The 23,699-nt window shown below is 69.9% G+C and carries 26 protein-coding genes and 1 riboswitch; of the genes, 18 read left to right on the forward strand and 8 right to left on the reverse strand.

Going from position 1 to position 23,699, the window contains the following annotated elements:
- Positions 1-265: 265 nt before the first annotated feature.
- The gene (locus QYM41_RS13315; protein WP_368800252.1) at positions 266-1,390 is read left to right on the forward strand and encodes a tellurite resistance TerB family protein; all 1,125 of its coding nucleotides are present in this window, start codon (positions 266-268) and stop codon (positions 1,388-1,390) included.
- Positions 1,391-1,422: 32 nt separating this feature from the next.
- Entirely contained in the window at positions 1,423-2,217 is a 795-nt protein-coding gene (locus QYM41_RS13320; protein ID WP_368800253.1) for a TIGR03084 family metal-binding protein, read from the forward strand.
- Between the two features lie 15 nt (positions 2,218-2,232).
- Here the strand turns inward: QYM41_RS13320 and QYM41_RS13325 are convergent, their stop codons facing one another.
- Positions 2,233-2,385 carry a hypothetical protein gene (locus QYM41_RS13325; protein WP_368800254.1) on the reverse strand — a complete coding sequence of 51 codons (153 nt, stop codon included), beginning with the start codon at positions 2,383-2,385 and terminating at the stop codon, positions 2,233-2,235.
- A gap of 529 nt (positions 2,386-2,914) precedes the next feature.
- On the opposite strand from QYM41_RS13325, the gene QYM41_RS13330 reads away from it, so the two are divergent.
- The 4 genes from QYM41_RS13330 to QYM41_RS13345 all read left to right on the forward strand — a co-directional run bounded on the left by QYM41_RS13330 (position 2,915) and on the right by QYM41_RS13345 (position 6,798).
- Positions 2,915-3,289, forward strand: a complete 375-nt coding sequence (locus QYM41_RS13330; protein WP_368800255.1) for a PH domain-containing protein — start codon at positions 2,915-2,917, stop codon at positions 3,287-3,289.
- Positions 3,290-3,494: 205 nt separating this feature from the next.
- The gene (locus QYM41_RS13335) at positions 3,495-4,172 is read left to right on the forward strand and encodes a hypothetical protein (protein WP_368800256.1); all 678 of its coding nucleotides are present in this window, start codon (positions 3,495-3,497) and stop codon (positions 4,170-4,172) included.
- Between the two features lies 1 nt (position 4,173).
- A complete protein-coding gene (locus tag QYM41_RS13340) occupies positions 4,174-5,697 on the forward strand; it encodes an exonuclease domain-containing protein (protein WP_368800257.1) in 1,524 nt (507 codons plus the stop codon).
- 549 nt (positions 5,698-6,246) lie between these two features.
- Positions 6,247-6,798, forward strand: coding sequence for an Rv1352/Rv1906c domain-containing protein (locus tag QYM41_RS13345; protein ID WP_368800258.1), 552 nt, complete (start codon positions 6,247-6,249; stop codon positions 6,796-6,798).
- Positions 6,799-6,934: 136 nt separating this feature from the next.
- Here the strand turns inward: QYM41_RS13345 and QYM41_RS13350 are convergent, their stop codons facing one another.
- Entirely contained in the window at positions 6,935-7,324 is a 390-nt protein-coding gene (locus tag QYM41_RS13350) for a hypothetical protein (RefSeq protein ID WP_368800259.1), read from the reverse strand.
- On the opposite strand from QYM41_RS13350, the gene QYM41_RS13355 reads away from it, so the two are divergent.
- The 6 genes from QYM41_RS13355 to QYM41_RS13380 all read left to right on the forward strand — a co-directional run bounded on the left by QYM41_RS13355 (position 7,307) and on the right by QYM41_RS13380 (position 13,823).
- Complete coding sequence (locus QYM41_RS13355) at positions 7,307-8,035, forward strand: alpha/beta hydrolase (protein WP_368800260.1); 729 nt, start codon at positions 7,307-7,309, stop codon at positions 8,033-8,035. The two genes, QYM41_RS13350 and QYM41_RS13355, sit on opposite strands and share 18 nt — an antisense overlap.
- Complete coding sequence (locus QYM41_RS13360; protein WP_368800261.1) at positions 8,032-9,645, forward strand: flavin-containing monooxygenase; 1,614 nt, start codon at positions 8,032-8,034, stop codon at positions 9,643-9,645. Before QYM41_RS13355 ends, QYM41_RS13360 begins: the two co-directional genes overlap by 4 nt.
- Before the next feature lie 564 nt (positions 9,646-10,209).
- Positions 10,210-10,395, forward strand: a riboswitch (cyclic di-AMP (ydaO/yuaA leader).
- Between the two features lie 5 nt (positions 10,396-10,400).
- Positions 10,401-10,901, forward strand: a complete 501-nt coding sequence (locus tag QYM41_RS13365; RefSeq protein ID WP_368800262.1) for an NlpC/P60 family protein — start codon at positions 10,401-10,403, stop codon at positions 10,899-10,901.
- Positions 10,902-11,116: 215 nt separating this feature from the next.
- The gene (locus QYM41_RS13370) at positions 11,117-12,316 is read left to right on the forward strand and encodes a pyridoxal phosphate-dependent aminotransferase (protein ID WP_368800263.1); all 1,200 of its coding nucleotides are present in this window, start codon (positions 11,117-11,119) and stop codon (positions 12,314-12,316) included.
- Complete coding sequence (locus QYM41_RS13375; RefSeq protein WP_368800264.1) at positions 12,313-13,272, forward strand: 2-hydroxyacid dehydrogenase; 960 nt, start codon at positions 12,313-12,315, stop codon at positions 13,270-13,272. The genes QYM41_RS13370 and QYM41_RS13375 overlap by 4 nt, the downstream gene beginning before the upstream one ends.
- 185 nt (positions 13,273-13,457) lie before the next feature.
- Positions 13,458-13,823, forward strand: coding sequence for a hypothetical protein (locus QYM41_RS13380; RefSeq protein WP_368800265.1), 366 nt, complete (start codon positions 13,458-13,460; stop codon positions 13,821-13,823).
- A gap of 137 nt (positions 13,824-13,960) precedes the next feature.
- On the opposite strand, the gene QYM41_RS13385 is transcribed toward QYM41_RS13380, so the two are convergent.
- Positions 13,961-14,740, reverse strand: coding sequence for an SDR family oxidoreductase (locus QYM41_RS13385; protein WP_368800266.1), 780 nt, complete (start codon positions 14,738-14,740; stop codon positions 13,961-13,963).
- Between the two features lie 138 nt (positions 14,741-14,878).
- On the opposite strand from QYM41_RS13385, the gene QYM41_RS13390 reads away from it, so the two are divergent.
- The 3 genes from QYM41_RS13390 to QYM41_RS13400 all read left to right on the forward strand — a co-directional run bounded on the left by QYM41_RS13390 (position 14,879) and on the right by QYM41_RS13400 (position 17,332).
- The gene (locus QYM41_RS13390) at positions 14,879-15,829 is read left to right on the forward strand and encodes a helix-turn-helix domain-containing protein (protein ID WP_368800267.1); all 951 of its coding nucleotides are present in this window, start codon (positions 14,879-14,881) and stop codon (positions 15,827-15,829) included.
- A 223-nt stretch (positions 15,830-16,052) separates the two neighbouring features.
- Positions 16,053-16,250 carry a hypothetical protein gene (locus QYM41_RS13395; RefSeq protein WP_368800268.1) on the forward strand — a complete coding sequence of 66 codons (198 nt, stop codon included), beginning with the start codon at positions 16,053-16,055 and terminating at the stop codon, positions 16,248-16,250.
- Positions 16,251-16,381: 131 nt separating this feature from the next.
- The gene (locus QYM41_RS13400; protein ID WP_368800269.1) at positions 16,382-17,332 is read left to right on the forward strand and encodes an NAD(P)-dependent oxidoreductase; all 951 of its coding nucleotides are present in this window, start codon (positions 16,382-16,384) and stop codon (positions 17,330-17,332) included.
- A 21-nt stretch (positions 17,333-17,353) separates the two neighbouring features.
- Here the strand turns inward: QYM41_RS13400 and QYM41_RS13405 are convergent, their stop codons facing one another.
- The 5 genes from QYM41_RS13405 to QYM41_RS13425 form a co-directional block, all read right to left on the reverse strand.
- The gene (locus QYM41_RS13405) at positions 17,354-17,623 is read right to left on the reverse strand and encodes a hypothetical protein (protein ID WP_368800270.1); all 270 of its coding nucleotides are present in this window, start codon (positions 17,621-17,623) and stop codon (positions 17,354-17,356) included.
- Between the two features lie 76 nt (positions 17,624-17,699).
- On the reverse strand, positions 17,700-19,085 hold the full coding sequence (locus QYM41_RS13410) for a M20/M25/M40 family metallo-hydrolase (protein WP_368800271.1): 1,386 nt from the start codon (positions 19,083-19,085) through the stop codon (positions 17,700-17,702).
- Between the two features lie 34 nt (positions 19,086-19,119).
- On the reverse strand, positions 19,120-19,416 hold the full coding sequence (locus tag QYM41_RS13415; RefSeq protein WP_368800272.1) for a hypothetical protein: 297 nt from the start codon (positions 19,414-19,416) through the stop codon (positions 19,120-19,122).
- Positions 19,417-19,618: 202 nt separating this feature from the next.
- The gene (locus tag QYM41_RS13420; RefSeq protein ID WP_368800273.1) at positions 19,619-19,888 is read right to left on the reverse strand and encodes a ribbon-helix-helix domain-containing protein; all 270 of its coding nucleotides are present in this window, start codon (positions 19,886-19,888) and stop codon (positions 19,619-19,621) included.
- A gap of 11 nt (positions 19,889-19,899) precedes the next feature.
- Positions 19,900-20,139: a toxin gene (locus QYM41_RS13425; RefSeq protein WP_368800274.1), complete on the reverse strand. Its 240-nt coding sequence runs from the start codon at positions 20,137-20,139 to the stop codon at positions 19,900-19,902.
- Between the two features lie 154 nt (positions 20,140-20,293).
- Between QYM41_RS13425 and QYM41_RS13430 the strand changes: the two genes are divergently transcribed.
- The 3 genes from QYM41_RS13430 (at position 20,294) to QYM41_RS13440 (ending at position 23,551) form a co-directional block, all read left to right on the forward strand.
- Positions 20,294-20,995, forward strand: a complete 702-nt coding sequence (locus QYM41_RS13430; RefSeq protein WP_368800275.1) for a M15 family metallopeptidase — start codon at positions 20,294-20,296, stop codon at positions 20,993-20,995.
- Positions 20,996-21,171: 176 nt separating this feature from the next.
- Entirely contained in the window at positions 21,172-22,128 is a 957-nt protein-coding gene (locus tag QYM41_RS13435) for a CPBP family intramembrane glutamic endopeptidase (protein WP_368800276.1), read from the forward strand.
- A 262-nt stretch (positions 22,129-22,390) separates the two neighbouring features.
- Positions 22,391-23,551 carry a thermonuclease family protein gene (locus tag QYM41_RS13440; RefSeq protein WP_368800277.1) on the forward strand — a complete coding sequence of 387 codons (1,161 nt, stop codon included), beginning with the start codon at positions 22,391-22,393 and terminating at the stop codon, positions 23,549-23,551.
- Positions 23,552-23,699 lie beyond the last annotated feature (148 nt).

A 23,699-nucleotide genomic window follows, 5' to 3' on the forward strand; every position in this document is an offset into this window, starting at 1 on the left:
GAAGATCAGTGAGTGAGGCCCCGGCCCGCAACCCCCCAGCGCACCCGGGCGGTCACTACATACCGTCTAGTTCGCTATTGAGCTTCAATGGGCCCCGCGCCCCCAGAGATGTCGTCCCGCGGCATTAGCATGCATAAACAACGGATCCACGCCGCTGAGGACCAACAGAAGTGCCCACCGCTGGGTCACCCTGTTCAAACGTCAGTGGGTTTGTCCAAAGTCCGGCAATCGAGCTGGACGCTGAACCCACCCGGGAGGGCTCGCCATGGCCAAAGCTCACACTGAAGGTGTTGACGGGATCGACATCGACGACGCGAATGATGACGACCGGAAGGTCGTCGAGGACGAACGAGCCAAGCTACGGGATTTCGTCAAAGGGCTGAGCCCGGACGACATCAAGTCGGGAGGATGGTTTACCAAGCTCAGCGCGCAGGCCCTGGGCTCCTACACCGACAAGGTCAACTGGCAGTACTTTCAGGAACGGTACGAGGGCGTACCCGCGGACGCCATCGTCGACCAGCGGATCAGAATGGCAACGAGGTACGCCGCGCTCGAAGGCGGGCTCTCCGCTGGCGCCTACTCGGCGGCCATCATCGCTACCCTCGGGAGCCTCGGGGGCGCCTCGGCGGCGACTGTCCCGGCCGCCGTCACGACCATGATGGTCGATGTCGCGTACATCACCCGGCTCCAGCTCCGACTGGCCTACGACGTCGCGGTCCTCTACCGAGTTCCACTCGACCTGTCCGACCCTGATGACCTGTGGAAGCTCATTAGGGTGGCCTTCACGATCAAGAGCGGGGAAGCCGTGAGTGGGGGCGTGGTCAAGGCCGTCCCTGCCGTTATGCGGCCGGTGATCAAGCGCTTCTATTCCAAGGGAGTCCTGGCCGCTGGGAAGGGGCTTCCGGTAGTCGGCAAGTTCCTTCTGCAGCGCAACGTCATCAAAATCGGCATTCCGCTCGTTGGCGTTCCGCTCGCGGTGGTGCTGAACCGCTACACGACGTTGGTCGCGGGACGGCACGCGCAAGCTGTCTTCCGGAACGAGGCGCGGGTGATCGAACTCGCTGAGAATCTGAGTGAGTGGAGTCGGCATCCGCAGCTGATGCTGTGGGTCGCCTGGCTCGTCATCATGGCGGATGGCAAAATCACCGACGACGAGGCCCTGCTGATCCGTCACCTAGTGAGGCTGGTCCGGGATCAGCACCAGGTGGTCGATGAACAGCTTGCTCGCCTCGTCGACATAGACCCCGACAAGGTGTGGCGACGCCTGGACGCCGAACCAGGGAACCTGAGCGACGTTGTCGACGCAGCCGAGCGGGTGGCAACTGTGGACGGCGCCGTCAACACGCGTGAGAAAGCAGTCATTGCCGAACTTCGCGAGCGGTGCACCTGAAGCTGAAGGTCTGGCCGGAATATGGTGAGCCCATGACCCGCCCCGATCCCGCCGCCCTGCTGGCCGACCTGCGCCAGGAGGGAGACCTGCTCGAGGAGCTGCTGCGGCCGCTCTCCGCCGAGGACTGGGACCGCCCCACCCCGGCGGAGGGGTGGACGATCCGCCACCAGATCGCCCACCTCACCTGGACGGAGCGGACCGTGCTGACCGCCCTCGAGGAGCTGGAGGTCTTCGCGCAGCTGCGGGAGCGGTTCCGGGCGGAGGCCGACGTCGTCGACCGCGGTGCCCAGGAGGGTGCCGCACGGCCCCCAGCCGAGATCCTGGCGTCCTGGCAGGACAGCCGACGCCGCGTGCTCGAGCGGCTCGCCGCCGTGCCGGAGAGCGAGCGCATCCCGTGGATCGGCCCGCCCATGGGCGCACCCATGATGGCCAGCGCCCGGATCATGGAGACCTTCGCCCACGGCCAGGACGTCCGGGACGCCCTCGGGGTGCTCCCGGTGGCCTCGCACCGGCTGCGGCACGTCGCCCACCTGGGCGTGGCCACCCGCGACTACGCCTTCAAGCAGCGCCGGATGGACCCGCCGGCCGAGCCGTTCCGCGTCGAGCTCACCCACGAGGACGAGACCTGGACCTGGGGACCGGCCGAGGCGGCGCAGCGCGTCCACGGTCCAGCCCTGGACTTCGCCCTGCTCGCCACCCGGCGGCGGCACCGCCGGGACGGCAGTCTCGTGGCGGAGGGGCCCGATGCCGACGCCTGGCTCGACATCGTTCAGGCCTTTGCCGGGCGGCCGGGCCCGGGGCGGGCGCCGCTGACGCGGACCGCATGATGAACAGGCACGGGCTCAGCGGCGCCGGCCCGTTCCTTGCGGCGCGCACGACCGCGCCACAACACTGACCGATCCGGTGTTCAGCTCCTGCCACTCGCGGTACCGGGCCTCATTGGCCTCCTCGGCGTCCGAGGAGTAGTAGCGCCGTTCCGCTTCGAGGCGGGACATCCTTCGGCTGGTCCCGGTCGAGGCCGCTCGGCCTTTCGGGGATTGATCGGTCTTGAGCCCGGGCGTCTTGTCCTCCGCCGACGCCGCTGATCTCGACGCTCGCGGCGTCGGCAGTGCCTCAGGGCGGCCCGTGGCCTCCGGGGCGACAACCCTCTGCACCACCCGCCACGTCACCCGACGCTTTTCCCCGGCCAGGAACTCGGCACCGCTGCGCACACAGACGGACCGGCCGTTCACGGGGGAGCAGTGACGCGGGAACCGCCCCTCCAGTGAGAACGTCGGCTCCTTCGCCCCGCATTTGGTGCAGGTGACGGTGAAGAGCAACTGGTATCCATCCGGTGGCACCGGGAAGCGCCGCGGCGGTCCCGCCGTCGTCCGTTGTCCTCGTGAAGCCACCGTGGCACTCCTTCCGAAGCACTGCGCCAGATGCCTGGATCGTATGCGCCTGCATTCACTACTGTGAATGGGCAGATGTGGGGACGCCGGGGATCTTGCGCCGGCCCCGCTTACGTGGACGACAGGAGCAGTCATGGAAACAGCAGCAGTAACCCAGTGGATGTTCGTGGCCGAGTGCCCCATCCCGAACGACGTCGCCGAGCTCATGGTCCCGGGAGAACAGCCTGTGGCCGCCTACAAGACCTTCCGCGACAGCGCTGTCTTCACCACCAAGCGGTTGATCGTCCGCGACGCCCAGGGCATGACCGGTCGGAAGGTCGAGGTGTACTCCCTGCCGTACTCGGCGATCACCATGTGGTCGTCCGAGAACGCCGGCACCTTCGACCTTGACGGAGAGCTCGAGCTCTGGACCCGCGCCGGGCGCATCAAGATCAGGGTCGGCAAGAAGATCGATGTCCGGCGCCTCGACATGCTCATCGCGCACTCGGTGCTGGGCGTTGAGCACTGAGGCATAGGCCCACGAACACGGTCCCCCGCACGAGTGACCCGCAGACCGGTCTCCTGCGCCTCCGCACCACATCCGAACGCCGGCGCTGGCTTGATCCCCTCTGTGATCGGTTTCCGAGGCGCCCTGTGACATGACAACTTTTTTCGGCGTCCGAGCCCCAGGATACGTTTGCGCAGGTAATCATCCCCCGTCCGTGAATGGCGCCATGAAGTTCAACACACCCCCCAACTGGCCCCAGCCGCCCTCCGGCTGGACACCTCCGCCGAACTGGTTCCCCGACCCGGCGTGGGGTCCCGCACCCGACGGCTGGCAGTTCTGGGTCGAGGACGCGCATCCCGCCGCCTCCCCGTCCGTCACGAGGAAGAAAAAGAAGACATCGTCCTTCCTGACGCGGCTGAAGAAGATCTGGGCCTCCGCACTCTCCTCCGACAGTCGGCACTGGATCTTCGGCGGCACGGGTTTGATCGCCGGACTGCTTCTGGGAGTGATGGTGGGCGCCGGCGCATCGGGCCCGGTCACGCCTGCCGCTTCGGGTTCCGACATCACGCCGGACGCCGGCACCGCCGACATGGGCTTCGGGTCCACCGACATCGAGACCGCCGTCGAGGACTGCGGGCTGACGGACGCCGTCGGCATCACGATCGGGGACGAGGGGCACAGCGTATCGATCCAGACCATCGGCGAGGACAACACCTATGGTGCCGAAGTCTCCGAAATGGCGTGCGTCCTGCGGGGACTGGACGCCTCGGACAGCGTCATCGCTCGCATGGACAGCACGCGCGCCCTCGACGGGCGACAGACGGGCACGTGGGACGACTTCGAGGCGTCCTGGGGGTACCACCCCGACGACGGCATCAACCTGGTGATCGAGGAGGTGAAGTAGCGTGCCGGATCTGGACTTCGTGGCCGTGGACTTCGAGACGGCCAACGGAAAGAGGGAATCGGCGTGCGCCGTAGGCGTCGCTGTCGTCCGGAACGGCCGGGTGCAGTCCTCGGAGTCGTGGCTCGTCAAACCCCCACCGCCGGCGGATCACTTCGAGCGGAGGAACACCGCCATTCACGGCATCACCCGGGAGCAGTGCATGGCCGATGGACTCTCCTGGCGGGAGACCGTGCAGCGCTTGCACCGGCTCTGCGCCGACCTGCCCGTCGTCGCGCACAACGCGTCCTTCGACGAGTCCGTGTGGCGGGCCGCCAACCGGGCCTCGGGCGTGGAGGCTCCCCTGCCGCGGTTCCACTGCACGCTGCAGCTCTCGCGAGGCCATCTCGATCTGGTGGACCACAAGCTCCCCACCGTGGTGCGCCATCTCGGCCTGGACGACTTTCCGCACCACCAGGCTGAGGCCGATGCCCTGGCCGCAGCGCAGGTGACCGTCGAGCTGGCCCACCGCACCGGGGCGTCCACCGTGGACGAGCTCTGGCAACGAGCGTCGCGCCGTTCCGCCACTGGATCGTCGCCCGCACGTCCGGCGAGCTCCCGGCGTGCCCCGGAATCGGTGTACCGCACGTCCGTGGATCGGCCGGCCACCGGCCCGTCGCTCGCCGATCCCACCGTTTTCGCGCCGACCTCCCTCGAGGGCGAGGTCGTGCTGATCACCGGGGATCTCTCCTTCGGAACTCGCGAGGAGATCCAGGAGCGCATGCGCGGGGCCGGCGCCGTGGTCGCGCAGAATCTCACGAAGAAGGTCACGTGCCTGGTGATCGGCGCCGGGGCTCACGTCCGCAATCCACCGCTCACCGGCGCCACCGGCAAGGAGAAGAAGGCCGCCGAGCGCATCCAGGAGGGTCAGCGCATCGCCGTGATCGGGGAACCGGAGCTTCGGGAGCTGCTGGAACGGGCAGAGGCCGGAGCACCGGTCGAGGACGACGTCGACCCGCCCGCGGTGCTCGACGACGCAATTCCTGTGAACTCCATCCCTCCGGATTCGGCCACGGCCCCGCCGGAACCGCAGGTCGCCTCGGAGCAGTCCAGCACGTCCGTGCCAGACGCGGCGAGCCCAGCGCCTGCTGAGACCTGGACCGCCGAAACCCACGCGGTGCCGAGGATGGAGGCTCCGCCCCGGCCGGGTTCCGCGGAGTCCTCCTCGGCGCCGTACGCCGCCCCACCCCGACAGCCCTGGGACCCCCCGCTGTCCGTCCGCCCGCGGCAGCCGTGGGACCATCCGTTGCCTGCCGAGGCGTCACCGCAGGTGAAGCCGCGACGTCGCTGGGTGTTCCACGTCGTGATGTGGTCGATCATCCTGTTCCTGGTCGTGGGCATGACAGTCGTCGGCGCATTGTTGAGCCTCGTCGGGGTGCCGGAGTCCGTCTGGGCTGCCGTCGTCGGAATCTCTTGGCTGATCGCTCCGCTCGTGTTCGTCGCCTGGCTGGTTGTCACCGTCATCCGGTGGGTGAAAGGGCGTCAATGACGGGTCCATCGCAGGCGGGACGAGGACGACCTTCTACGGCAACCACCCGGAGATGGCCGATGCTTCCGGGCTCAGCATCCAGCGCTTCAGGACCGCACATTTCTGCATTGTGACCGCTCGGTAAGAAAGGGCGCCCACTCCCCGTTACGTTTGTGCTTGCAATCTCCGCTCGACCCCCTGGATGTCTCCATGCGCTTCAACGCTCCCCCCACCTGGCCGCAGCCCCCGGAAGGCTGGATTCCCCACCCCGGATGGTCCCCCGATCCCGCGTGGGGTCCGGCGCCGGACGGATGGCAGTTCTGGGTCGACGACGCCGAGGCCGATGCTGGTACGGGAAAGAATGGGCCTCTGACCCAGCCCCTGCCGGCCAGTGCTCCGGAAGCCGCACACGATGTGGGCGGTACGGACCGTCCCGCCTCTCGTCGCTCCGGCGCGGCACTCGCCGGTGCCTGGACGCGCGCCACGACGTCGTTCCGCCGTGACCGGTCCGGCATCGGGGCCGATTCGGCCGCCCCGGATCGGCAGAAGAGCAGGACCAAGCCGATCGTCATGGCGGTGGCCGGTGTCGCGCTCTTCGCAGGAGGCCTGGGCATCGGAGGTGCCGCGGCTTCGGACCCCACCTCGAGTGACGAGTACATCGCCCTGGCTTCCGCCAAGACGGGCGTCGAGGAGGACTACGAGTCCCTCCAGGAGGACTACGACACGATGTCGTCCGGCCTCCAGGACCGGCACACGGAGCTGCAGAAGCGCGAGGACGAGGTCACCGCTGCCGAGAAGGCGCTCGAGGAACGCGAGGACGAGGTCAAAGAGGCGGAAGACGCCGTCAAGGAACGTGAGAACGCTGTCTCCGGAGCCGAGCAGAAGAAAGCGGACAACACCATCCGCGAGGGCACGTGGACCGTCGGCGTGGACATCGATCCCGGCACGTACCGGTCAAGGGACGACGTGGGGTCGAGCTGCTACTGGGCCATCCTGACCTCCGGCACCAACGGGGACGACATCATCGCCAACGACATCCCCGGCGGCGGCCGGCCGTCCGTGACCCTGGCCGAGGGACAGGACTTCGAGACCAAGCGCTGCGGCACGTGGGAGCTCCAGTAACTGCCGGCTGTTGCTGATCCGGGAATCCCACTGACGCGTCGGGGCCTCTTCGGACGGACACGGAGCACACCGGGATGACGTCCCAGGCGGCGTCGCAGGCTCCGGCGCGTCGATTCCCAAGAACCACAGCCGTGGCTCACTGCTGGGATGTCGGCCCCACCGTCGCGTCCAGCGGCCGGTCCTCCCGCATCCGGGTGGTCAGCTCCGTGAAGAACGCCCGCAGCCGGGCCACAGCCTCCGCGTCGGCGCCCTCACGCAGCAGGTGCAGCATGTCCTGCCAGCCCTCGACCCACAGCGGCACCAGGTGCCCGGAGGGATAGAGCGTGATCCGCCGCAGCGAGCGCAGCATGACCTGCTCCGCCATGGCGGTCAGCTCGTCGTTGTCGGCGGCCGCGAGCAGCACCCGCACGGCGTCGATCAGGCCGGTGCGGGACTCCTCGAAGTGGTGCTGCCCCACCTCCTGGGTGAAGCGGGTGACGGTGTCGGCGAGCGCGTCGAGACGGCCGGCGTGTTCGTCTACCTCCACGGCGGCGGCTGGGTGCTGCAGGACATCGACGGCTACGACACCCTGGGCCGGCAGCTGGCCGAGAAATCGGGCTGCGCCGTCGTCCTCGTGGACTACCGCAAGGCCCCAGAGCACCCCTTCCCCGCCGCGGTGGAGGACTCCTGGACCGCTCTGACCTGGGCGGGCGAGCACCTGGCGGAGCTCGCCGGGGCGCAGGTCCCGCTCTACGTCGGCGGGGACAGCGCCGGCGGCAACCTCTCAGCCGTCATGGCCCTGCGGGCGCGCGAGAACGGCGGGCCGGCGATCGCCAAGCAGGTGCTGATCTACCCGGCTACCGACGCCGACTTCACCCGCCCCTCCTACACCGAGGAGGAGAACCAGACGCTGCTGACCACCGAGTTCATGTCCTGGTTTTGGGACCAGTACGTGCCCGACGCCGAGCAGCGCAAACACCCGGATGCCGCGCCGTTCCACGCCGAGGACCTCTCCGGCCTGCCCCCGGCCCTGGTCATCACCGCCGCCCACGACGTGCTCCGGGACGAGGGCGAGGCCTACGCCGAGAAGCTCCAGGAGGCGGGGGTCGAGGTCCACCAGCGCCGCTGGGAGGGCCAGATGCACGGCTTCTTCTCGATGGTCAACGTCCTGCCGGCCAGCGCCGAGGCCCTGGACTTCGTGGTGGAGTCGATCGCCTCGGACGTCCACGCCGAGCTCGAGGAGGCGGGCGAGCGATGAGCACGGTGCGCGAGCTGGACGTCGTCGTCGTCGGTGCCGGGTTCTCCGGCCTCTACCTCCTCCACCGCCTGCGCGAGCAGGGTCGGTCCGTGGCCGTGGTCGAGAAGGGCGACGGCGTGGGCGGCACGTGGTACTGGAACCGCTACCCCGGGGCCCGGTGCGACGTGGAGAGCCCCTACTACTCCTACTCGTTCTCCCCGGAGCTGGAGCAGGAGTGGGAGTGGACCGAGCGCTACCCCACCCAGCCCGAGATCCTGCGCTACCTCAACCACGTGGCCGACCGCTTCGACCTCCGCCCCGACATCCAGTTGGACACCGAGGTGGTCTCCGCGGTCTACGACGACGCCACCGCGCGGTGGGCCGTGACCACCCGCTCGACCGTGGACGGTGCGGAGGAGACGGTCAGCGCCCGGTACTGCATCATGGCCACCGGCTGCCTCTCGGCCGGGCGCGTGCCGGACTTCGAGGGCCTGGCCGACTTCACCGGAGAGGTCTACCACACCGGCTCCTGGCCGCACGAGGGCGTGGACTTCACCGGCAAGCGCGTCGCGGTGATCGGCACCGGCTCCTCGGGCATCCAGTCGATCCCCGAGATCGCCCGGCAGGCCGAGCACCTCACGGTCTTCCAGCGCACCCCGAACTTCAGCGTCCCGGCGCGCAACCAGCCGCTGGACCCGCAGGAGTGGGCGCAGATCAAGGCCGAGTACCCGCGGATCCGGGAGATCGCCCGGCAGACCCCGACCGGGCTGCCGTTCCCGCCCAGCACCGCCTCCGCGCTGGAGACCGACCCGGCGGAGCAGCGCAAGGTCATGGAGGAGCACTGGACGCTGGGCGGGTTCCGCCTCGGGCAGTGCTTCTCGGACCTGGCGATCAGCAAGGAGGCCAACGACGTCGTGGCCCAGTACATCCGCGAGCGCATCGACGAGATCGTCGAGGACCCGCAGGTCGCGGAGCTGCTCAAGCCCTACGACCACCCCGTGGGCACCAAGCGGATCTGCGTGGACACCGACTACTACACGACGTTCAACCGGGAGAACGTCTCCCTGGTCGACGTCCGGTCCGCGCCGATCACCCGGCTGACCGAGCGGGGGCTGGCCACCACGGAGCAGGAGTACGAAGTCGACGCGATCGTCTTCGCCACCGGTTTCGACGCCATGACCGGGGCCCTGAGCCGGATCGACATCCGGGGCACCGAGGGGCTCGCCCTGGCCGAGAAGTGGGCCGCCGGCCCGCGGACCTACCTCGGGCTGGCCACCGCCGGGTTCCCGAACCTGTTCCTGGTCACCGGCCCCGGCAGCCCGTCGGTGCTCAGCAACATGGTGACCTCGATCGAGCAGCACGTCGACTGGATCACCGACCACATCCGCTACCTCGAGGACCAGGGCCTCACCCGCTCCGAGGCCTCCCCCGAGGCGGAGGACGCGTGGGTGCAGCACGTCAACGACGCCGCGGACATGACCCTGTTCCCGCAGGCGAACTCCTGGTACCTGGGTGCCAACGTGCCCGGCAAGCCGCGGGTGTTCATGCCCTACGTGGGCGGGGTCGGCGCCTACCGCGCCAAGTGCGACGAGGTCGCCTCCCGGCAGTACGAGGGCTTCAGCGTCGCCTGACCGGTTGAACAGCCGAACGGAGGGCTCCGGTGCCGCGGCACCGGAGCCCTCCGCATGCCGGCAGGCCGGGGCTCCGGGGCGCATCCCCTCCTCGGCAGCCTGGTGCTCGGAGGACGCCAGGAGAGCGAGATCGACGCGCCGGAAACGCATTTCTTTCTTTTTGCGAATTCCTGACAGGACAACGGAGATCGCCGGAGGAGGTTGTTTTCCCGACCCAGGAGGAAGGGGCCGATCCCGTCGGCGATCTAATGTTCTGTGGACCTTTCCCGGCAAACAGTCACACCCTGCCACGGGTGCCGCCACCCGGCACTAGACCCCGGACAGGGGCATGCTTGCCCATCGGCATGACTCGGGCAGAGCCCCAGGTCAAGCCCACTTTCGTCTCGAGCTGAGCCTCCCGGGGGATTCCCTTGGGCACGCCTCATCGGACCACGGCGTCCGGGCGCGGAGGTGCAATGCCAGATCAGCACCAAAGCCGAGACGCGCCCGTGATCTAAACGTGACTTTCCCGTTATTTTTCGGTTAGTGTTCTCTCCGTGCTCATCGCATTAACGATCGGCATCTCCGTGCACATCGCCGAATTCTGCCGGTGCCCGGGGCCCCCAGACACATCGCTCGGCAGAAGCGGGGGAACCAGAAACGGTCCCTCCCCCGGGACCTAGGGGTTAAGTCGTCGGGGCCCCCACCCTGACGACCGGGTGTCTCCCACCCGCATCCAACAGCTCACCTCGCAGGCAAGAGGGAGGACATCACTCATGCCCGTTTTCCAGTCCCGCACGCCCCGCCATCGCGCCCAGAGCCCGTTCCGCCTCGGGCGCACCGCCATCCTGGCGGTCGCCGGCGGCGCCTTGGCGCTCAGCAGCGTGGCCCCGGCCCAGGCCGCCCCCGTCGCAGCCCCCCAGCAGGTCCTCAGCACCCAGTCCCAGGCCGGCAAGGCCGCAACCATCGCCGCCGCGGCGCGGAACCAGCTCGGCGTGCGGCAGGACTGCACCGCCCTGGTCACCAAGGCCCTGCGCGCGGCCGGGGTCAAGCACCACGGGTGGCCGGACTCCTACCTGAAGCTCGGCACGCGGGTCTCCGCCGCGCAGGCCCGGCCCGGCGACCTGGTCTACTACGCCAACGGCGGCATGGGCTTCGCCCACATCGCCGTGTACATCGGCGGCGGCAAGGCCGTCCACGGCGGCTGGAACGGCAACCAGACGGTCATCCAGACCGTCAACGTCGGCTCCGGCCCCGTCTACCTCCGCGTGCACTGACACTCCACGCCTGATGCGGGTGTGCGGTTCCCGTCCCGACGGGAGCCGCACACCCGCATCCCATGCGGCCGGCCTCTGAGCGCGAAGAACCTAGCGGCGATGTCCACGGTGGAAATCCATCGGGGAACCACTCTTCCCAGGCTGATATATGAGTCGTATGCTCGGTGCGGGTCCGCCAGCGGATCAATCACCAACTCGACGAGGAGTGGAACAGCATGCGGGAACTCGCACACCGGCTCGACCGGCTGGGCACCGAAACCGCCTTCAGCGTCGCCCAGGCCGCCGCCGCCTGGAAGGCGAAGGGGAACCGCGTGTACCCCTTCCACCTCGGCGACATCAACATCCCGACGGCCCCGCACATCGTCGAGGCGATGGACCGGGCCATCGCCGACGGCTACACCGGCTACGGCCCCGGCCCCGGCATCCCGCAGCTGCGCGAGGCCCTCGCCGAGGACATCGGCTCGCGTCGTGGCATCGACCTCAGCCCCGAGAACATCGTGGTGATGACGGGCGGCAAGCCCGTCATCACCAAGTTCCTGCAGGCGGTCATGAACCCGGGCGAGGAGGTGCTCTACCCGAACCCCGGCTTCCCGATCTACGAGTCGCAGATCGAGTACCTCGGGGGCACGGCCGTGTCGTACCGCTACCTGCCCACGGAGGACGGCTTCGCGATCGACCTCGACCAGGTGCGTGCCTCGATCACCCCGAACACGGTCGCCATCATCTACAACGACCTGCAGAACCCCATCTCGGCCGAGTCGACGGCGGCCGAGCGCGAGGCCGTCGCGCAGCTCGCCCAGGAGCACGATCTCTGGGTGCTCTCCGACGAGGCCTACTTCGAGACCCGCTACGAGGGGGTCTCGAGCTCGATCGCCTCGCTGCCCGGCATGGCCGAGCGCACCGTCATCCTCTACACGTTCAGCAAGAAGTTCGCCATGACCGGCTCGCGCCTCGGCTGCGCCGTCGCGCCGCGTGAGATCGCCACGGTGCTCAGCACCCTCAACACCAACGACGAGTCCTGCACCACGCACTACGTGCAGTGGGCCGGCATCGAAGCGCTCCGCGGCACCCAGGAACCCGTGCAGCAGATGCTCGACGTCCTGCGCGAGCGCCGGGACGCCGCCTGCGAGCTCGTGAACGCCACCCCCGGCATGCACGTGGCCGTGCCGCAGTCGACGTTCTACCTGTTCCCCGACGTCACCGCCGCCATGGAGCGCATGGGGTACACGGCGGTCGGAGACTTCGCCACGGCGGCGCTGCACGAGACCGGCGTCTCCTTCTGCACGCGCGAGCACTTCGGCCGGCGCCAGCCGGGCGAAGACCGGCAGTACATCCGGCTCGCCTACTCGGGCATCGACGTCGCGGACATCCGCGACGGCCTCGGCCGCCTGTGCCAGTGGATCGAGTCGGCATGAGCCGGGTCGTCGTCACGGGGCGGATTCCCGACGCCGCGATCGAGAAGCTCCGCGCCGAGCACGAGGTCGACGCCTGGCCGGAGGCCGGGCCGATCGGTCGCGAGGAGCTCCTGCGCCGGGTGGCCGGCGCCGATGGCGTCGTGAGCCTGCTCACCGAGCGCGTCGACGCCGAGCTGCTCGACGCCGCCGGCCCGCAGCTCCAAGTGGTCGCGAACGTCGCCGTCGGCTACGACAACATCGACGTGCCGGCCTGCGCCGAGCGGGACGTGGTGGCCACCAACACCCCCGGCGTGCTCACGGACGCCACCGCCGACATCGCGTTCGGCCTGATCCTCATGGCGACCCGCCGGCTCGGCGAGGGGGAACGGCTCATCCGCTCCGGCCAGGACTGGAAGTGGGGCATGTTCTTCCTGCTCGGCAGCAGCCTGCAGGGCAAGACCCTCGGCGTCGTCGGCATGGGCGGCATCGGCCAGGCGACCGCGCGCCGGGCCAAGGCCTTCGGCATGGAGATCGTCTACCAGTCGCGCAGCGAGATCGACCCCGGGATCGTCGCCGAGCTGGGCGCCCGGCGGGTCGAGCTCGACGAGCTGCTGGCCGTCTCCGACGTCGTGTCGCTGCACTGTCCTTATGGGCCCGCCACGCACCACCTGATCGGCGCCGAGCAGCTGGCGGCGATGAAGGACACGGCCTACCTCGTCAACACCGCGCGCGGACCGATCGTCGACGAGGCGGCGCTCGCCTCCGCGCTGCAGGAGGGCCGGATCGCGGGCGCCGGGCTGGACGTCTTCGAGCACGAGCCCCAGGTGCATCCCGAGCTGCTGGAGCTCGACAACGTGGTGCTGGTGCCGCACCTGGGCTCCGCCACCGTGGAGACACGCACCGCGATGGCGGTGCTCGCCGCCGACAACGTGCTCGCCGTGCTCGGCGGCCACCGACCGCCGACACCGATCGGGTAGCAGCAGGGCCGTCCGTCGCTCGGGAAGGACCACCGGCCCCACCTTGATTCCCCCAGAGCGCGGCCAACGTGATGCTCTTGTGGCCGTGCCTGGGGACGTTTCACCTGGCACCAGAGAGGAGCCGCCAGCCCGCTCGGACATCTTGCGCGACGGTAGAATCGGTCACCAGGAGGAGAGGAGGAGCAATGTCCCAGGACACCGAGATGAACCGGTCAAGCCTGCGCACCCTGTTGCTCCACCGATCGCTGGTCCCCAAGTTGAACGAGGAGACCCTGTCCTCCTGGACACCGCAGATTCTCCAGAACCTCGAGCGACTCAGCAGCTCGGTGCAAGGGCATCCGCACGTCGAGAACCTCGGCCGCTGGCGCCGCATCGTGGAGACCCGCGATGTGGAGACCCTGCGCACGGTCCTCGATTCCCCCGATCCTGGCAGCATCGAGATGCGCGAGGTCTCTCCCATGGGTGGCCTGATCGGCCAGGAAGAGCGGCTGTCCATCCTGAGAATGCCGCGCAACGGGGCCCTGGACGCCCTGGTCGAATCTGCCCGGTGACGGTCCGGGAGCTCGGCCAGTAACGGACCACGGACCGTTCCGACCGGATGAAGGAGTAAACCCAACGGGTCGACGGGTGCCGGCTGAGCTCATCGTGCCGCCCGGAACACGCCTGTCAGTGCTGGCGAGCACATTCCTCATGAGGTGCCGCGGAGCCAGTCCTCGAACCGTGTCGGGGCGGTCGTGAAGTCCCCTCGGGGCAGGAGGCCGCCGTTGCCGAGGGCGGTGAAGGACACCGGCACCCGGAGGATTCTCCGGTGTCCTCCGCGGCGCTCGGCGAGCGCACGGGCCAGCTCCGCCATGTCGCGGACCTCGGGGCCGGCGATGACGACGTCGTCGGATGTCGCGGTGCCGGAGGGCCCCAGAGCGCGGTCGGCGACGAACGCGGCGGCGTCCTCGGCGGCCAGCGGCCGGGAGTGCATCCCGGGCACCATCGAGAGCGGGCCGATGCGCAGCTGCGACAGCAGGGTCTCGGCCAGTTCGTACCACTGCGCCGAGGCCACGACCGTGACCGGGACCGGCCCGGCACGGTAGGCCTGCTCCTGGGCGGCCTTGCCCGCGTAGTAGCCCATCCACCGGTGCACCTCCGGTTCCCGGGCGTTGAGGATCGTGACGCACACGATCCGGGACACCCCGCTCCGCTGTGCCGCGGCCTGCACGTTGCGGGCGGTGGTGGTGAAGAAGTCGACGGCGCGCCGGCGGGACAGCGTCGGCAGGTGGAGGCAGTCCACCACCGTGGAGACCCCGTCGAACGCGGCTTCCAGGCCTTTCCCGGAGTAGACGTCGGTGCCTTGTCCGCGGGAGACCTCGACGACGTCGATACCGCGCTGGCGCAGCTGCGCCACCACCCGCGAGCCCAGCTCCCCGGTCGCCCCCAGGACCGCCACCTTGCGGCGCTCGCCCTCACCCGTGCTCACCATCGTCCACCGCCCTCTTCCCGTCCACCCGCACTTCGGTCCTGATGGCACCGATTCTCCTCATTTGCTCGCCCCACGACGAGTGGCATTTTTGCGGCTGTCATCGACTTCCTGCCGCCCTGCTGGAAGCATGGACCCATGATCAGCAACGTGGCCGTCATCGTGTTCGGCGAGGTCTCCCCCTTCGAGCTCGGTGTGGCCTGCGAGGCCTGGGCGATCGACCGCTCCGCCGACGGGCTGCCGGTGATGGACTTCGCGGTGTGCAGTCCCGGCGGGCGCCCGGTCCGCACGATCGCCGGCTTCGACGTGGCCGTCCAGCACGGGCTCGACCGGGTGACCGAGGCGGACCTCGTGGTCCTGCCGGCGATGTCCCGGGACCGGGAGGTCCCGGCCGAAGTGATCGACGCGCTGCGCGCGGCCTCCGACCGGGGTGCCCGGATCCTCTCCATCTGCTCGGGCGCCTTCGTCCTGGGGACGGCCGGGCTGCTCGACGGCCGCCGCTGCACCACCCACTGGATGCACACCGCGGAGCTGGCCGCGCGGTTCCCCGCCGCCCAGGTGGTGCCCGAGGTCCTCTACGTCGAGGACGGCGGCATCCTCACCAGCGCCGGCACCGCGGCGGGCCTCGACGCCTGCCTCCACCTGTGGCGCCAGGAGTTCGGCTCGGCGGCCGCCAACACGGTGGCACGGCGCATGGTCGTGCCACCGCAGCGTCAGGGCGGACAGGCCCAGTTCATCAAGGACCCGGTCCCCGAGCGCCGGGCCGAGACGCTGGACCCGCTGCTCACCTGGATCGTGGGACACCTCGACGAACCGCTCGACGTCGACGCCCTGGCCCGGCGCGCGGCCATGTCCCCGCGCACCTTCGCCCGCCGGTTCCGCGACGAGACGGGCACCACCCCGCACGCCTGGATCACGGCGCGGCGCCTGCACCGGGCCGAGCAGCTGCTCGAGGAGACCGACCTGCCGGTGGAGCGCATCGCCGCGGACGTGGGCTTCGGCAACGCGGCCACGCTGCGCCACCACTTCACCCGGATCCGCCGGCTCAGCCCGCAGCAGTACCGCCGCCGCTTCGCGACCACCTCCTGAGCACCGTCTCGGCCACGACAGCGCGGCCGAGGCGCTCCGTCATGGTCGCGAGGAGGACGGGAGAACTACCCCCTGCCCGCTCCGAGTCGAGGCGTGAGGAAGATGGCAGAAAATGATCGAAGACAGTCATTTCTGCCACTCGTGGGGAGAGTGCCGAGCGACCAGGCTTGTCAGCGTGAGAGTGAGCCGGATCGGCCGGCCCACGACGAGCAAGGAGCTCATCATGATCGCGTTCCTGTTTCTGCTGACAGCCACAGCCGCTGTGCTGTCGGTGTACATGGTGATCGGGCGCCTGGCTGCGCCCCTGGACGAGCGGGTGCCGTGGCGCGACCTCGGGTGGGACGGCTGGTCGCATACGCTGCGGCGCAGCCTGATCTTCCTGGGTGGCTCCGCCCCGCGCGGCGGTGCCCGCACCTGCTGAGATCGCCCGACATCCCGCCAGGCCGGATGTGCAGGCGAACCCGACCGTTTCCCGGAACGAGCGGCCGGCCACAGGTCCGGCCGCTCGGCGGGCTGCTCGACGCGACGGACCGGGCAGGAGACGATGACCTGATGAAGATCCTGATTCCCGACACCACCGACATCGACTCCGGCGACCTGACCGGCCACGAGGTCGTCCGCTACGCGGCAGCGGAGCCCGTCCCGCCGGAGCACGCCGACGCGGAGGCCGTCGTCGTCTGGGGCACTCCCGGCGACGTCCTGCAGGAGACGGCCCGACGGCTTACCCGTGTGAAGCTCGTCCAGGCGCTGGCGGCCGGGCCGGACAGCGTGCTGGCGGCGGGGTTCCGCGCCGAGGCGGTCGTCTGCTCCGGTGTCGGCCTGCACACCCGGCCCGTGACCGAGCACGCCCTGGCGATCCTGCTGAACCTGGTCCGCCAGCTGCCCGCCGCGGCCCGGAGCCAGGGCGAGCGCACGTGGGACCCGCAGCTGGGCGGCCTGCAGCCGCTGCACCCCGAGGGCCGGGTCACCACGCTCCTCGACGCCCGCGTCCTCATCTGGGGGTTCGGCGCCATCGGGCAGCACCTGGCCGACCTGTGCACCGCTCTGGGCAGCCAGGTCACCGGGGTCGCGCGGAGTTCCGGCGAACGGGGCGGGCACCCGGTCATCACCCCGGAGCAGCTGCCCGAGCACCTGCCCGGGACGGACGTGCTCGTCCTCGTCCTGCCCCACGACCCCGCGACGGAGCGCGCCCTGGACCGCGAGACCCTCGACGCCCTTCCGCCGCACGCCCTCGTGGTCAACGTGGGCCGGGGATCGACCGTGGACGAGGACGCTCTCGTGGAGGCCCTTAGCACCGGGTCCATCGCCGGCGCGGCCCTCGACGTCACCGCCCAGGAGCCCCTGCCCGCGGACTCCCCTCTGTGGACGGCCCCCAACCTCACCATCACCCCGCACATGGCCGGTGGCCGGCCCATCGGGGCCGCCGGCCTGCTGCGCGGGAACCTCGAGGCGTTGGCGCAGGGAGGCGGGTTCACCAACCGGGTCGCCCGGGCGCGAGCCTGAGATGGGGGCGGCCGTGGGACCTCAGGGCGTCCACCCGAGGACCGCTTCCCCGAACGTCATGACCGCGAACCAGGTCACCCCGGCCACGACGGGGACGAGGAGCACCAGGTAGGACCGGCGCTGCACCAACCGCACGCCGACGTAGGTGAGGAGCACCCACCACACGCCCAGGAGCACGATGGCCCACAGCGGTGCCATCAGGCCGCTGGCCATGTAGAAGTACCCGGCCACCAGCTGGGCCAGGGCCGCGATCACCACGGCCAGCACGAACAACGGCGTCGTCGTTCTCATAGCAGAACTGTGCGCCTCCGGGGAGGCGTCCGCAACAGGGACCACGCTCCCCGGCTCTCCTGCGCCCGGGCCCCGGCTACGTCCGGCCCAGCTCGTCCCACAGGTGGGCGAGTGTGGCGGCCCCGGCCAGCAGCAGGTCCGTGCGGACGCTCTCGTCGCTGTTGTGCCAGTTGTCCTCGAGCAGCCCGGTGCCGAAGAACACCACCGGTGCCTCCAGCGCGGTGGCGAGCAGGTCGGCCGGCCCGCCCCCGGCGTTGCCCATCCGCCCCACTTCGTCCACTCCGAAGCCGGAGGCCATGGCCCGGCCCAGGGCCTCCACCACGGGGTGGTCCGGGGTGCGGTAGGCCTCCTGGGAGGTCGTCGTCGACACGGTCAGCTCGTACTCGTAGCCGTCCCCGACCCGCTCGGCCACCCAGGTGCGCAGCTGCTCGGCCACCTCCTGCACCTTCTGCCCGACCACCGTGCGGATGCTCAGGTCCATCGCCGCCATCGAGGGGATCACCGCCCTCGAGACCTCCGTGGGGTCGCCGGCGATCAGGGCGATGACCTCCAGGGCCGGGCGTTCCCACAGCCGCTCCAGCACGGTGTAGCCGGCTTCCCCGCCGATGCTGCGCGTGTGGGTGCGGGCCAGCCAGTCCCCCTCGTCGAAGGGCAGCGCGGCCAGCTCCGCCCGCCGGGCGTCGGGGATCTCCGGGACGCGGTCGTAGAAGCCGGGCAGGGTGATCCGGCCGTCCTCGTCGTAGAGCTGGGCGAGGACCCGGGCCATCTCCAGGGCGGGGTTGGGGGCGACCCCGGACACGGCCCCGCTGTGGATGTCGGTGAAGGGCCCGTGGATCTCCAGGTGCGCGCTGAGCATCCCGCGCACCCCGGTGCACAGTCCCGGGTGATCGGCCCGCCACAGCAGCGTGTCGGAGAAGATCACCACGTCCGCGGCCAGCTCCTCCGGGTGGTCCTGGATCAGCTGGGCCAGGCCGGGGGACCCGGCCTCCTCCTCGCCCTCGACCAGGAACTTCAGGTTCACGGCCGGCGCCTCTCGCCCGGTGGCGGCCAGGTGCGCCCGGACGCCCCACAGGTGAGCGAGGACCTGGCCCTTGGCGTCCGAGGCACCCCGGCCGTAGAGGCGCCCGTCCCGGGCCACCGGGTCGAAGGGGGACGTCTGGTCCCAGTTCTCCTCCTTGACCGCCCGCACGTCGTGGTGGCTGTAGACCAGCACCGTGGGCGCACCGGGGGCCGCGCACCAGGCGGCGTGGACGGCCGGGCCGTAGGTACCCGGCCAGATCTCCGTGACGGGGAAGCCGGTGTCGCGCAGCGCCCCGGCCAGCCAGTGCGCCGAGCGCAGCAGGTCGTGCTCGTGCTCCGGGGCCGCGGCCACCGAGGGGATCCGCACCCACTCCTTGAGCCCGTCCAGCATCCCGGGCAGGTGTGCTTCCAGGTAGGAGTGCATCTCGTGGTCGGCGGTCACGGTCACCTCCGCGAAGACCTCCCGCGGCCGGGTCCTAGAGCTCGCGGTCCTCCACGACGTCGAGGTCCCGGAACACGGGCTCCCCGTCCATGAGCTCGGTCAGCTTCCGGGCGTACTCCTGGGTCTCCGGGAGCTGCGAGTTCTCCATGGCGGACTCGTAGGAGTCGAAGAAGACGATCTCGACGAAGCGCTTCGGATCGTTGCGGTCCTTCGCCGACACGACGCGGCGAGCCGTGCGTTTCCCCTGGGAGGACCGCTGCCACTCCGCGAGGACCCCGGCCACCTCCTCCGGCCTCGAGGTGGTGTATTCGATCAGCTGCACGAAAGCCATCACGCACGCTCCTCCGGAAAAGTCCGTTGCGGGTCTCCATTCTAGGTCCGGGCGGCCGGGGCTGGTCCGGACGAACGGGAGATGACGGCCTGCCCCCGAGAACGCGAGGTCCCCCGAGGCCTTGGGGCGCGCCGTCGCGCCTTCCGTGCTGCACTTCTGAACGCCGCCATCGCTTGGACGGGGCCGGTGTGGAGCAGCCCTGTCAGGTGCTCTTGAGCCAGGCGTGGAGGGCGTCGCGGATGACCTCGCTGGCAGTGGTGTTGTCGGCCTGCGCCCGCTGCTTCAGGGCGGCGTCCAGCTCGGGGTCCAGGCGGACGGGAACAACTCGGGCCGCGGCGGAGCCGATCGGCCTGCGTCCGCCGGATCGCCGGAGCTCCGCCGGATCGTATCCGGCCTCCGCCTCCCGAGCGAGGCGTTCGATCTGGTTCTCGGTGACAGGGCGGCCCTTGGAGGTCCGCGGTGTGCTGGTCATAGCTCTCCTCCTCATGGCAACAGGTCGAAGTACTGGGGTCTGGCTTTCATGGCGTGGATGACGAGTTCATCGCCGCTGTCGAGAAGCAGGACGACGATTTCGAGCAACCGACCGTGGGTGTCGAACCCGAGCCGAAGTTCCCGCACAGGGGCGTCGTCGTCGATCCGGTAGGCGACCAAGGAACTGCCCGCGGCGTGGGCGATGTCGGCGTCGCCGATGCCGTGCTTGCGGGCGGATCGGTGGATCTCCACACCATGAATCGTATTACGAAACCGGCCCGGCAGGAAGAGTCGTGGGCGCGGTCGTCGACGATCCGTTCGCGGTATTGGTGTCACACAGCACACGTGTTGAAGGGGCTGGGGCTAGGCTGACGCTGATCTTTTCCGAACACGTGGGGGCGTGCACATGAAGCAGAGACTGGGCGGACTTCTCGGTGGGGCGGCGGCGCTGAGCCTGCTGGCGGGACTCGTGGTTCCTTCGCCGGCAGCGGCCGTCATGGTGAAGGGCTACGAGATCGACGATCCGAAGAGCCCGACGGTGGTGGTGAACAAGCACCGTCCGCTGAACCCGGTCACCCACGTGCCGCAGCCCCTGACCCGGATCAAGACCGAACAGCTGCGCGCCGACGCCGCGCAGGCGTACCAGCAGATGGTCAAGGACGCCAAGGCGCAGCGGGTGAACATCGTGGCCGTCAGCGGGTACCGCTCCTACGACCACCAGGCCAGCCTCTACGACAGCTACGTGCAGCAGTACGGGCAGGAGACCGCCGACACCATCGCCGCCCGGCCCGGACACAGTGAGCACCAGACCGGCCTGGCCATGGACGTGGGCAACGCCTCGGGGGCGTGCGCGCTGCAGGACTGCTTCGAGGGCACTCCGGTGGGGGCCTGGGTGGCCGAGCATGCCTGGAAATACGGGTTCATCATCCGCTACCCCCAGGGCGAGCAGGGCACCACCAGTTACAAGTACGAGCCCTGGCACCTGCGCTACGTCGGGACCGACCTGGCGAAGAAGATCAAGGCGGGAGCCGTCGCCGGAAGCACATCCGACATCGACACCCTGGAGGAGTTCTTCGAACTCGGGCGGGCCCCGGACTACCTGTACTGAGACCTGGTCTCACGACTGCTCAGTGAGCCCTTCCGGAATCCGCACAGGATCGTCATATCCTTCAAGCCTCGGCGAGAGGTCTCAGAGCGGCCCTAAAATGGCGGTGCGTTCTGCTGCCGATGGATTCGCGGGCAGCGCGACGCGCTCGCCCCGACGGATGACCGGAGGTGAGGGCGGTGCGAGCACACTCCGAGTCTGCGTGGCAGTTGCCGTTGTTCTTCGTCCTGGCGTTCGCGATCACCTGGTCCGTGCAGATCCCGGCGATCATCTATGCGCACGGTCGCGGGCATTTCCTGAGCAACGAGGCCAACCTGCACCATCTGATGTCGCTGGCCCGTGGCGAGCTGGACTCCGGGTTCGCTGTGGTCCTGCTGCTGGCTCTCTTCTCGTTCGGCCCCAGTCTGGCCGGGGTGATCGTCACGGGACTGTTCCACGGCCGGGCAGGTCTGAGGGACCTGGCGCAGCGGTCGCTCAAGGTCGGCGTGCCCGCCCGGTGGATTCTGCTCGTCCTGCTGATGCCTGTGGGGCTGTGTGCGGGAAGCCTGCTGGTCGGGTGGGTGCTCGGCGGTTTCGCCCCGTATCGATTCGATCCGCTGGTGCCGTTGGCGTGGTCGGTGCCGTTGCTGCTGTACATGCTGGTGTTCACCGGTCTGGCCGAGGAGCTGGGCTGGCGCGGCTACGCCCTGCCGCGGCTGCAGCGCCGGCACACGGCCGAACGCGCCAGCTGGATCCTCGGTGTGCTGTGGGGGCTGTGGCACCTGCCGGCCAATCTGCTGGGCCCGTACCTGCGGGGGCAGCTGAGCGTTCCGATGGTCGTGGCCGTGCTGCTGGGACTGACCGTCGGGATCGTGGGCTGGACGATCGTGCTGACCTGGATCCACAACAACACCGGCAGCCTGTTCTGGATCATCGTCCTGCACGGGTGGGCCAACACCGTGCAGTCCTACCTGGTGCTCTCCTCCGGCAGTTTCACCGCCCAGGTCGCCTACGGGGTGCTGCCCTGGGCCATCGCCGTGGTCGTCCTCAAGCGCTGCGGTGCCGCGACCCTCACCGGCTCCGACCACGATGTCACCGGCTCCGCGGCACCAGCCTCATCGGACCGCAAGGATGGCACCGGCAGCATTGCGCACTGAGGCCGGGTCTCGTGATGTCACCCCAGTGAGTCGGCGCAGTTTGATGCGGACCTTGATGCACGCCGGCGCAGACAGCACCGACACCTCGGGGAGCCGTCGCCCTTGTCCGCGTACAGCTGCTTCACCCTGCGCCGGGGCCGGTCAGCTCGCCCCCGCTCCACGCGAAGGGCCCGCCCCCGAACTGGGGACATCAACTTCCCAGGTGATTGCATCTGCATTCGTAGACTGAAGGGGAACTGACGACTTCCTGACAGGACCCCCCGTGACGCCTCCCCCGGTTTCCCTCCGCCTGGGCGCCTCCGCCCTCGTCCTCCTGCTCCTGACCGGCTGCGGCGGATCGGCGGCCTCCAGCGACGCAACGCCGTCGTCGTCGAACACCTCCTCGACCGCAACGTCCGCCGCCCCGGAGCTGCGCGGCGAGCGCGCCGTGGTGGAGCGGGTGATCGACGGCGACACCGTCGACGTCCAGCGGGACGGCGAGGTGGTCCGCGTGCGGCTGCTCAACATCGACACCCCGGAGACCAAGGACCCGGACGAGATCGTCGAGTGCCTCGGCCCCGAGGCCACCGCCCTGCTGGAGGAGCTCCTGCCGCCGGGCACCGTGGTGGGCCTGGAGTACGACCAGGAGCGCACCGACTCCTACGACCGCACCCTGGCCGGGGTGTTCCTGCAGGACGGCACCCTGGTCAACGCCGAGATCGCCCGCCAGGGCCTGGGCACGCCGCTCTACATGGCGCCCAACGACCGGTTCCTGCCGCCGGTGGAGGAGGCCTTCGCCGAGGCCGAGCAGCAGCAGGCCGGCCTGCTCGACCCCGCCCACGGCTGCACCGTCCCGGCGCAGGTGCGGCAGGCCGCGAGCGCGCTCGCCGACGCCGCGCCGGCGGACCTCGCCGACCCGGCCGGTGAGGTCGCGGCCGCCGTCGCCTTCCTGGCGGCCCTCGACGCGATCGACGGCGACGCCCACCCGCACGTCCGCCACCTGGTGGGGCTGCCGTCGCTGAAGCGCGGGATCGCCGGAGTCCGCCAGGACGTCGCCGCCCTCCAGGAGCGCGCCGCCGAGCAGCGCCGCGCGGCGGAGGCGGAAGCCGCAGAGCGCGCGGCGGCCGACGAGGAGCGCCGACAGGCCGAGGCAGCACGCCAGGCGGAGGCCGACCGGCAGGCCGAAGCGGCCCGGCAGGCGGCAGCCGACGCCGCCCGCCAGGCCCCCGCGCCGGCACCGATCCCTGCGCCCGCGCCGATCCCTGCGCCCGCTCCGGCCCCTGCGCCCGCCCCCAGGCCGGCGCCTGCGCCCGCCCCGAAGCCCGCTCCGAACCCGGGCGCCAACATCGTCAACCAGGCCCCTCCGGGGTACTACGCGGACATTCCCGGCTACACCGGCCCGCGGTGCTACGCGCCGGGCGGAAAGTTCTTCAAGCCCTGCTGACCCTGACGGGTCCGGATCGCCCGGAGCCCGGGAGACGGCCCGGTCTCACCGACCGGGACCCGCTGGTGGTTGCCGGAGCCGGGGAGGATCATAGGACCCAGCACGACCTGTGCCCCGTTGCACCTCGAGGATGAGGGTCCTGACATGA

Source organism: Kocuria oxytropis (assembly GCF_040981195.1).
In the GTDB taxonomy this organism is placed as follows: Bacteria; Actinomycetota; Actinomycetes; order Actinomycetales; family Micrococcaceae; genus Kocuria; species Kocuria oxytropis.

Bases quoted from the DNA above. Each gene is read 5' to 3' on its own strand.
- QYM41_RS13315 (WP_368800252.1), top strand. From the start codon at position 266: ATGGCCAAAGCTCACACTGAAGGTGTTGACGGGATCGACATCGACGAC.
- QYM41_RS13320 (WP_368800253.1), top strand. From the start codon at position 1,423: ATGACCCGCCCCGATCCCGCCGCCCTGCTGGCCGACCTGCGCCAGGAG.
- QYM41_RS13325 (WP_368800254.1), bottom strand. From the start codon at position 2,385: ATGTCCCGCCTCGAAGCGGAACGGCGCTACTACTCCTCGGACGCCGAG.
- QYM41_RS13330 (WP_368800255.1), top strand. From the start codon at position 2,915: ATGGAAACAGCAGCAGTAACCCAGTGGATGTTCGTGGCCGAGTGCCCC.
- QYM41_RS13335 (WP_368800256.1), top strand. From the start codon at position 3,495: ATGAAGTTCAACACACCCCCCAACTGGCCCCAGCCGCCCTCCGGCTGG.
- QYM41_RS13345 (WP_368800258.1), top strand. From the start codon at position 6,247: ATGGCGGTGGCCGGTGTCGCGCTCTTCGCAGGAGGCCTGGGCATCGGA.
- QYM41_RS13360 (WP_368800261.1), top strand. From the start codon at position 8,032: ATGAGCACGGTGCGCGAGCTGGACGTCGTCGTCGTCGGTGCCGGGTTC.
- QYM41_RS13365 (WP_368800262.1), top strand. From the start codon at position 10,401: ATGCCCGTTTTCCAGTCCCGCACGCCCCGCCATCGCGCCCAGAGCCCG.
- QYM41_RS13370 (WP_368800263.1), top strand. From the start codon at position 11,117: ATGCGGGAACTCGCACACCGGCTCGACCGGCTGGGCACCGAAACCGCC.
- QYM41_RS13375 (WP_368800264.1), top strand. From the start codon at position 12,313: ATGAGCCGGGTCGTCGTCACGGGGCGGATTCCCGACGCCGCGATCGAG.
- QYM41_RS13380 (WP_368800265.1), top strand. From the start codon at position 13,458: ATGTCCCAGGACACCGAGATGAACCGGTCAAGCCTGCGCACCCTGTTG.
- QYM41_RS13390 (WP_368800267.1), top strand. From the start codon at position 14,879: ATGATCAGCAACGTGGCCGTCATCGTGTTCGGCGAGGTCTCCCCCTTC.
- QYM41_RS13395 (WP_368800268.1), top strand. From the start codon at position 16,053: ATGATCGCGTTCCTGTTTCTGCTGACAGCCACAGCCGCTGTGCTGTCG.
- QYM41_RS13400 (WP_368800269.1), top strand. From the start codon at position 16,382: ATGAAGATCCTGATTCCCGACACCACCGACATCGACTCCGGCGACCTG.
- QYM41_RS13405 (WP_368800270.1), bottom strand. From the start codon at position 17,623: ATGAGAACGACGACGCCGTTGTTCGTGCTGGCCGTGGTGATCGCGGCC.
- QYM41_RS13415 (WP_368800272.1), bottom strand. From the start codon at position 19,416: ATGGCTTTCGTGCAGCTGATCGAATACACCACCTCGAGGCCGGAGGAG.
- QYM41_RS13420 (WP_368800273.1), bottom strand. From the start codon at position 19,888: ATGACCAGCACACCGCGGACCTCCAAGGGCCGCCCTGTCACCGAGAAC.
- QYM41_RS13430 (WP_368800275.1), top strand. From the start codon at position 20,294: ATGAAGCAGAGACTGGGCGGACTTCTCGGTGGGGCGGCGGCGCTGAGC.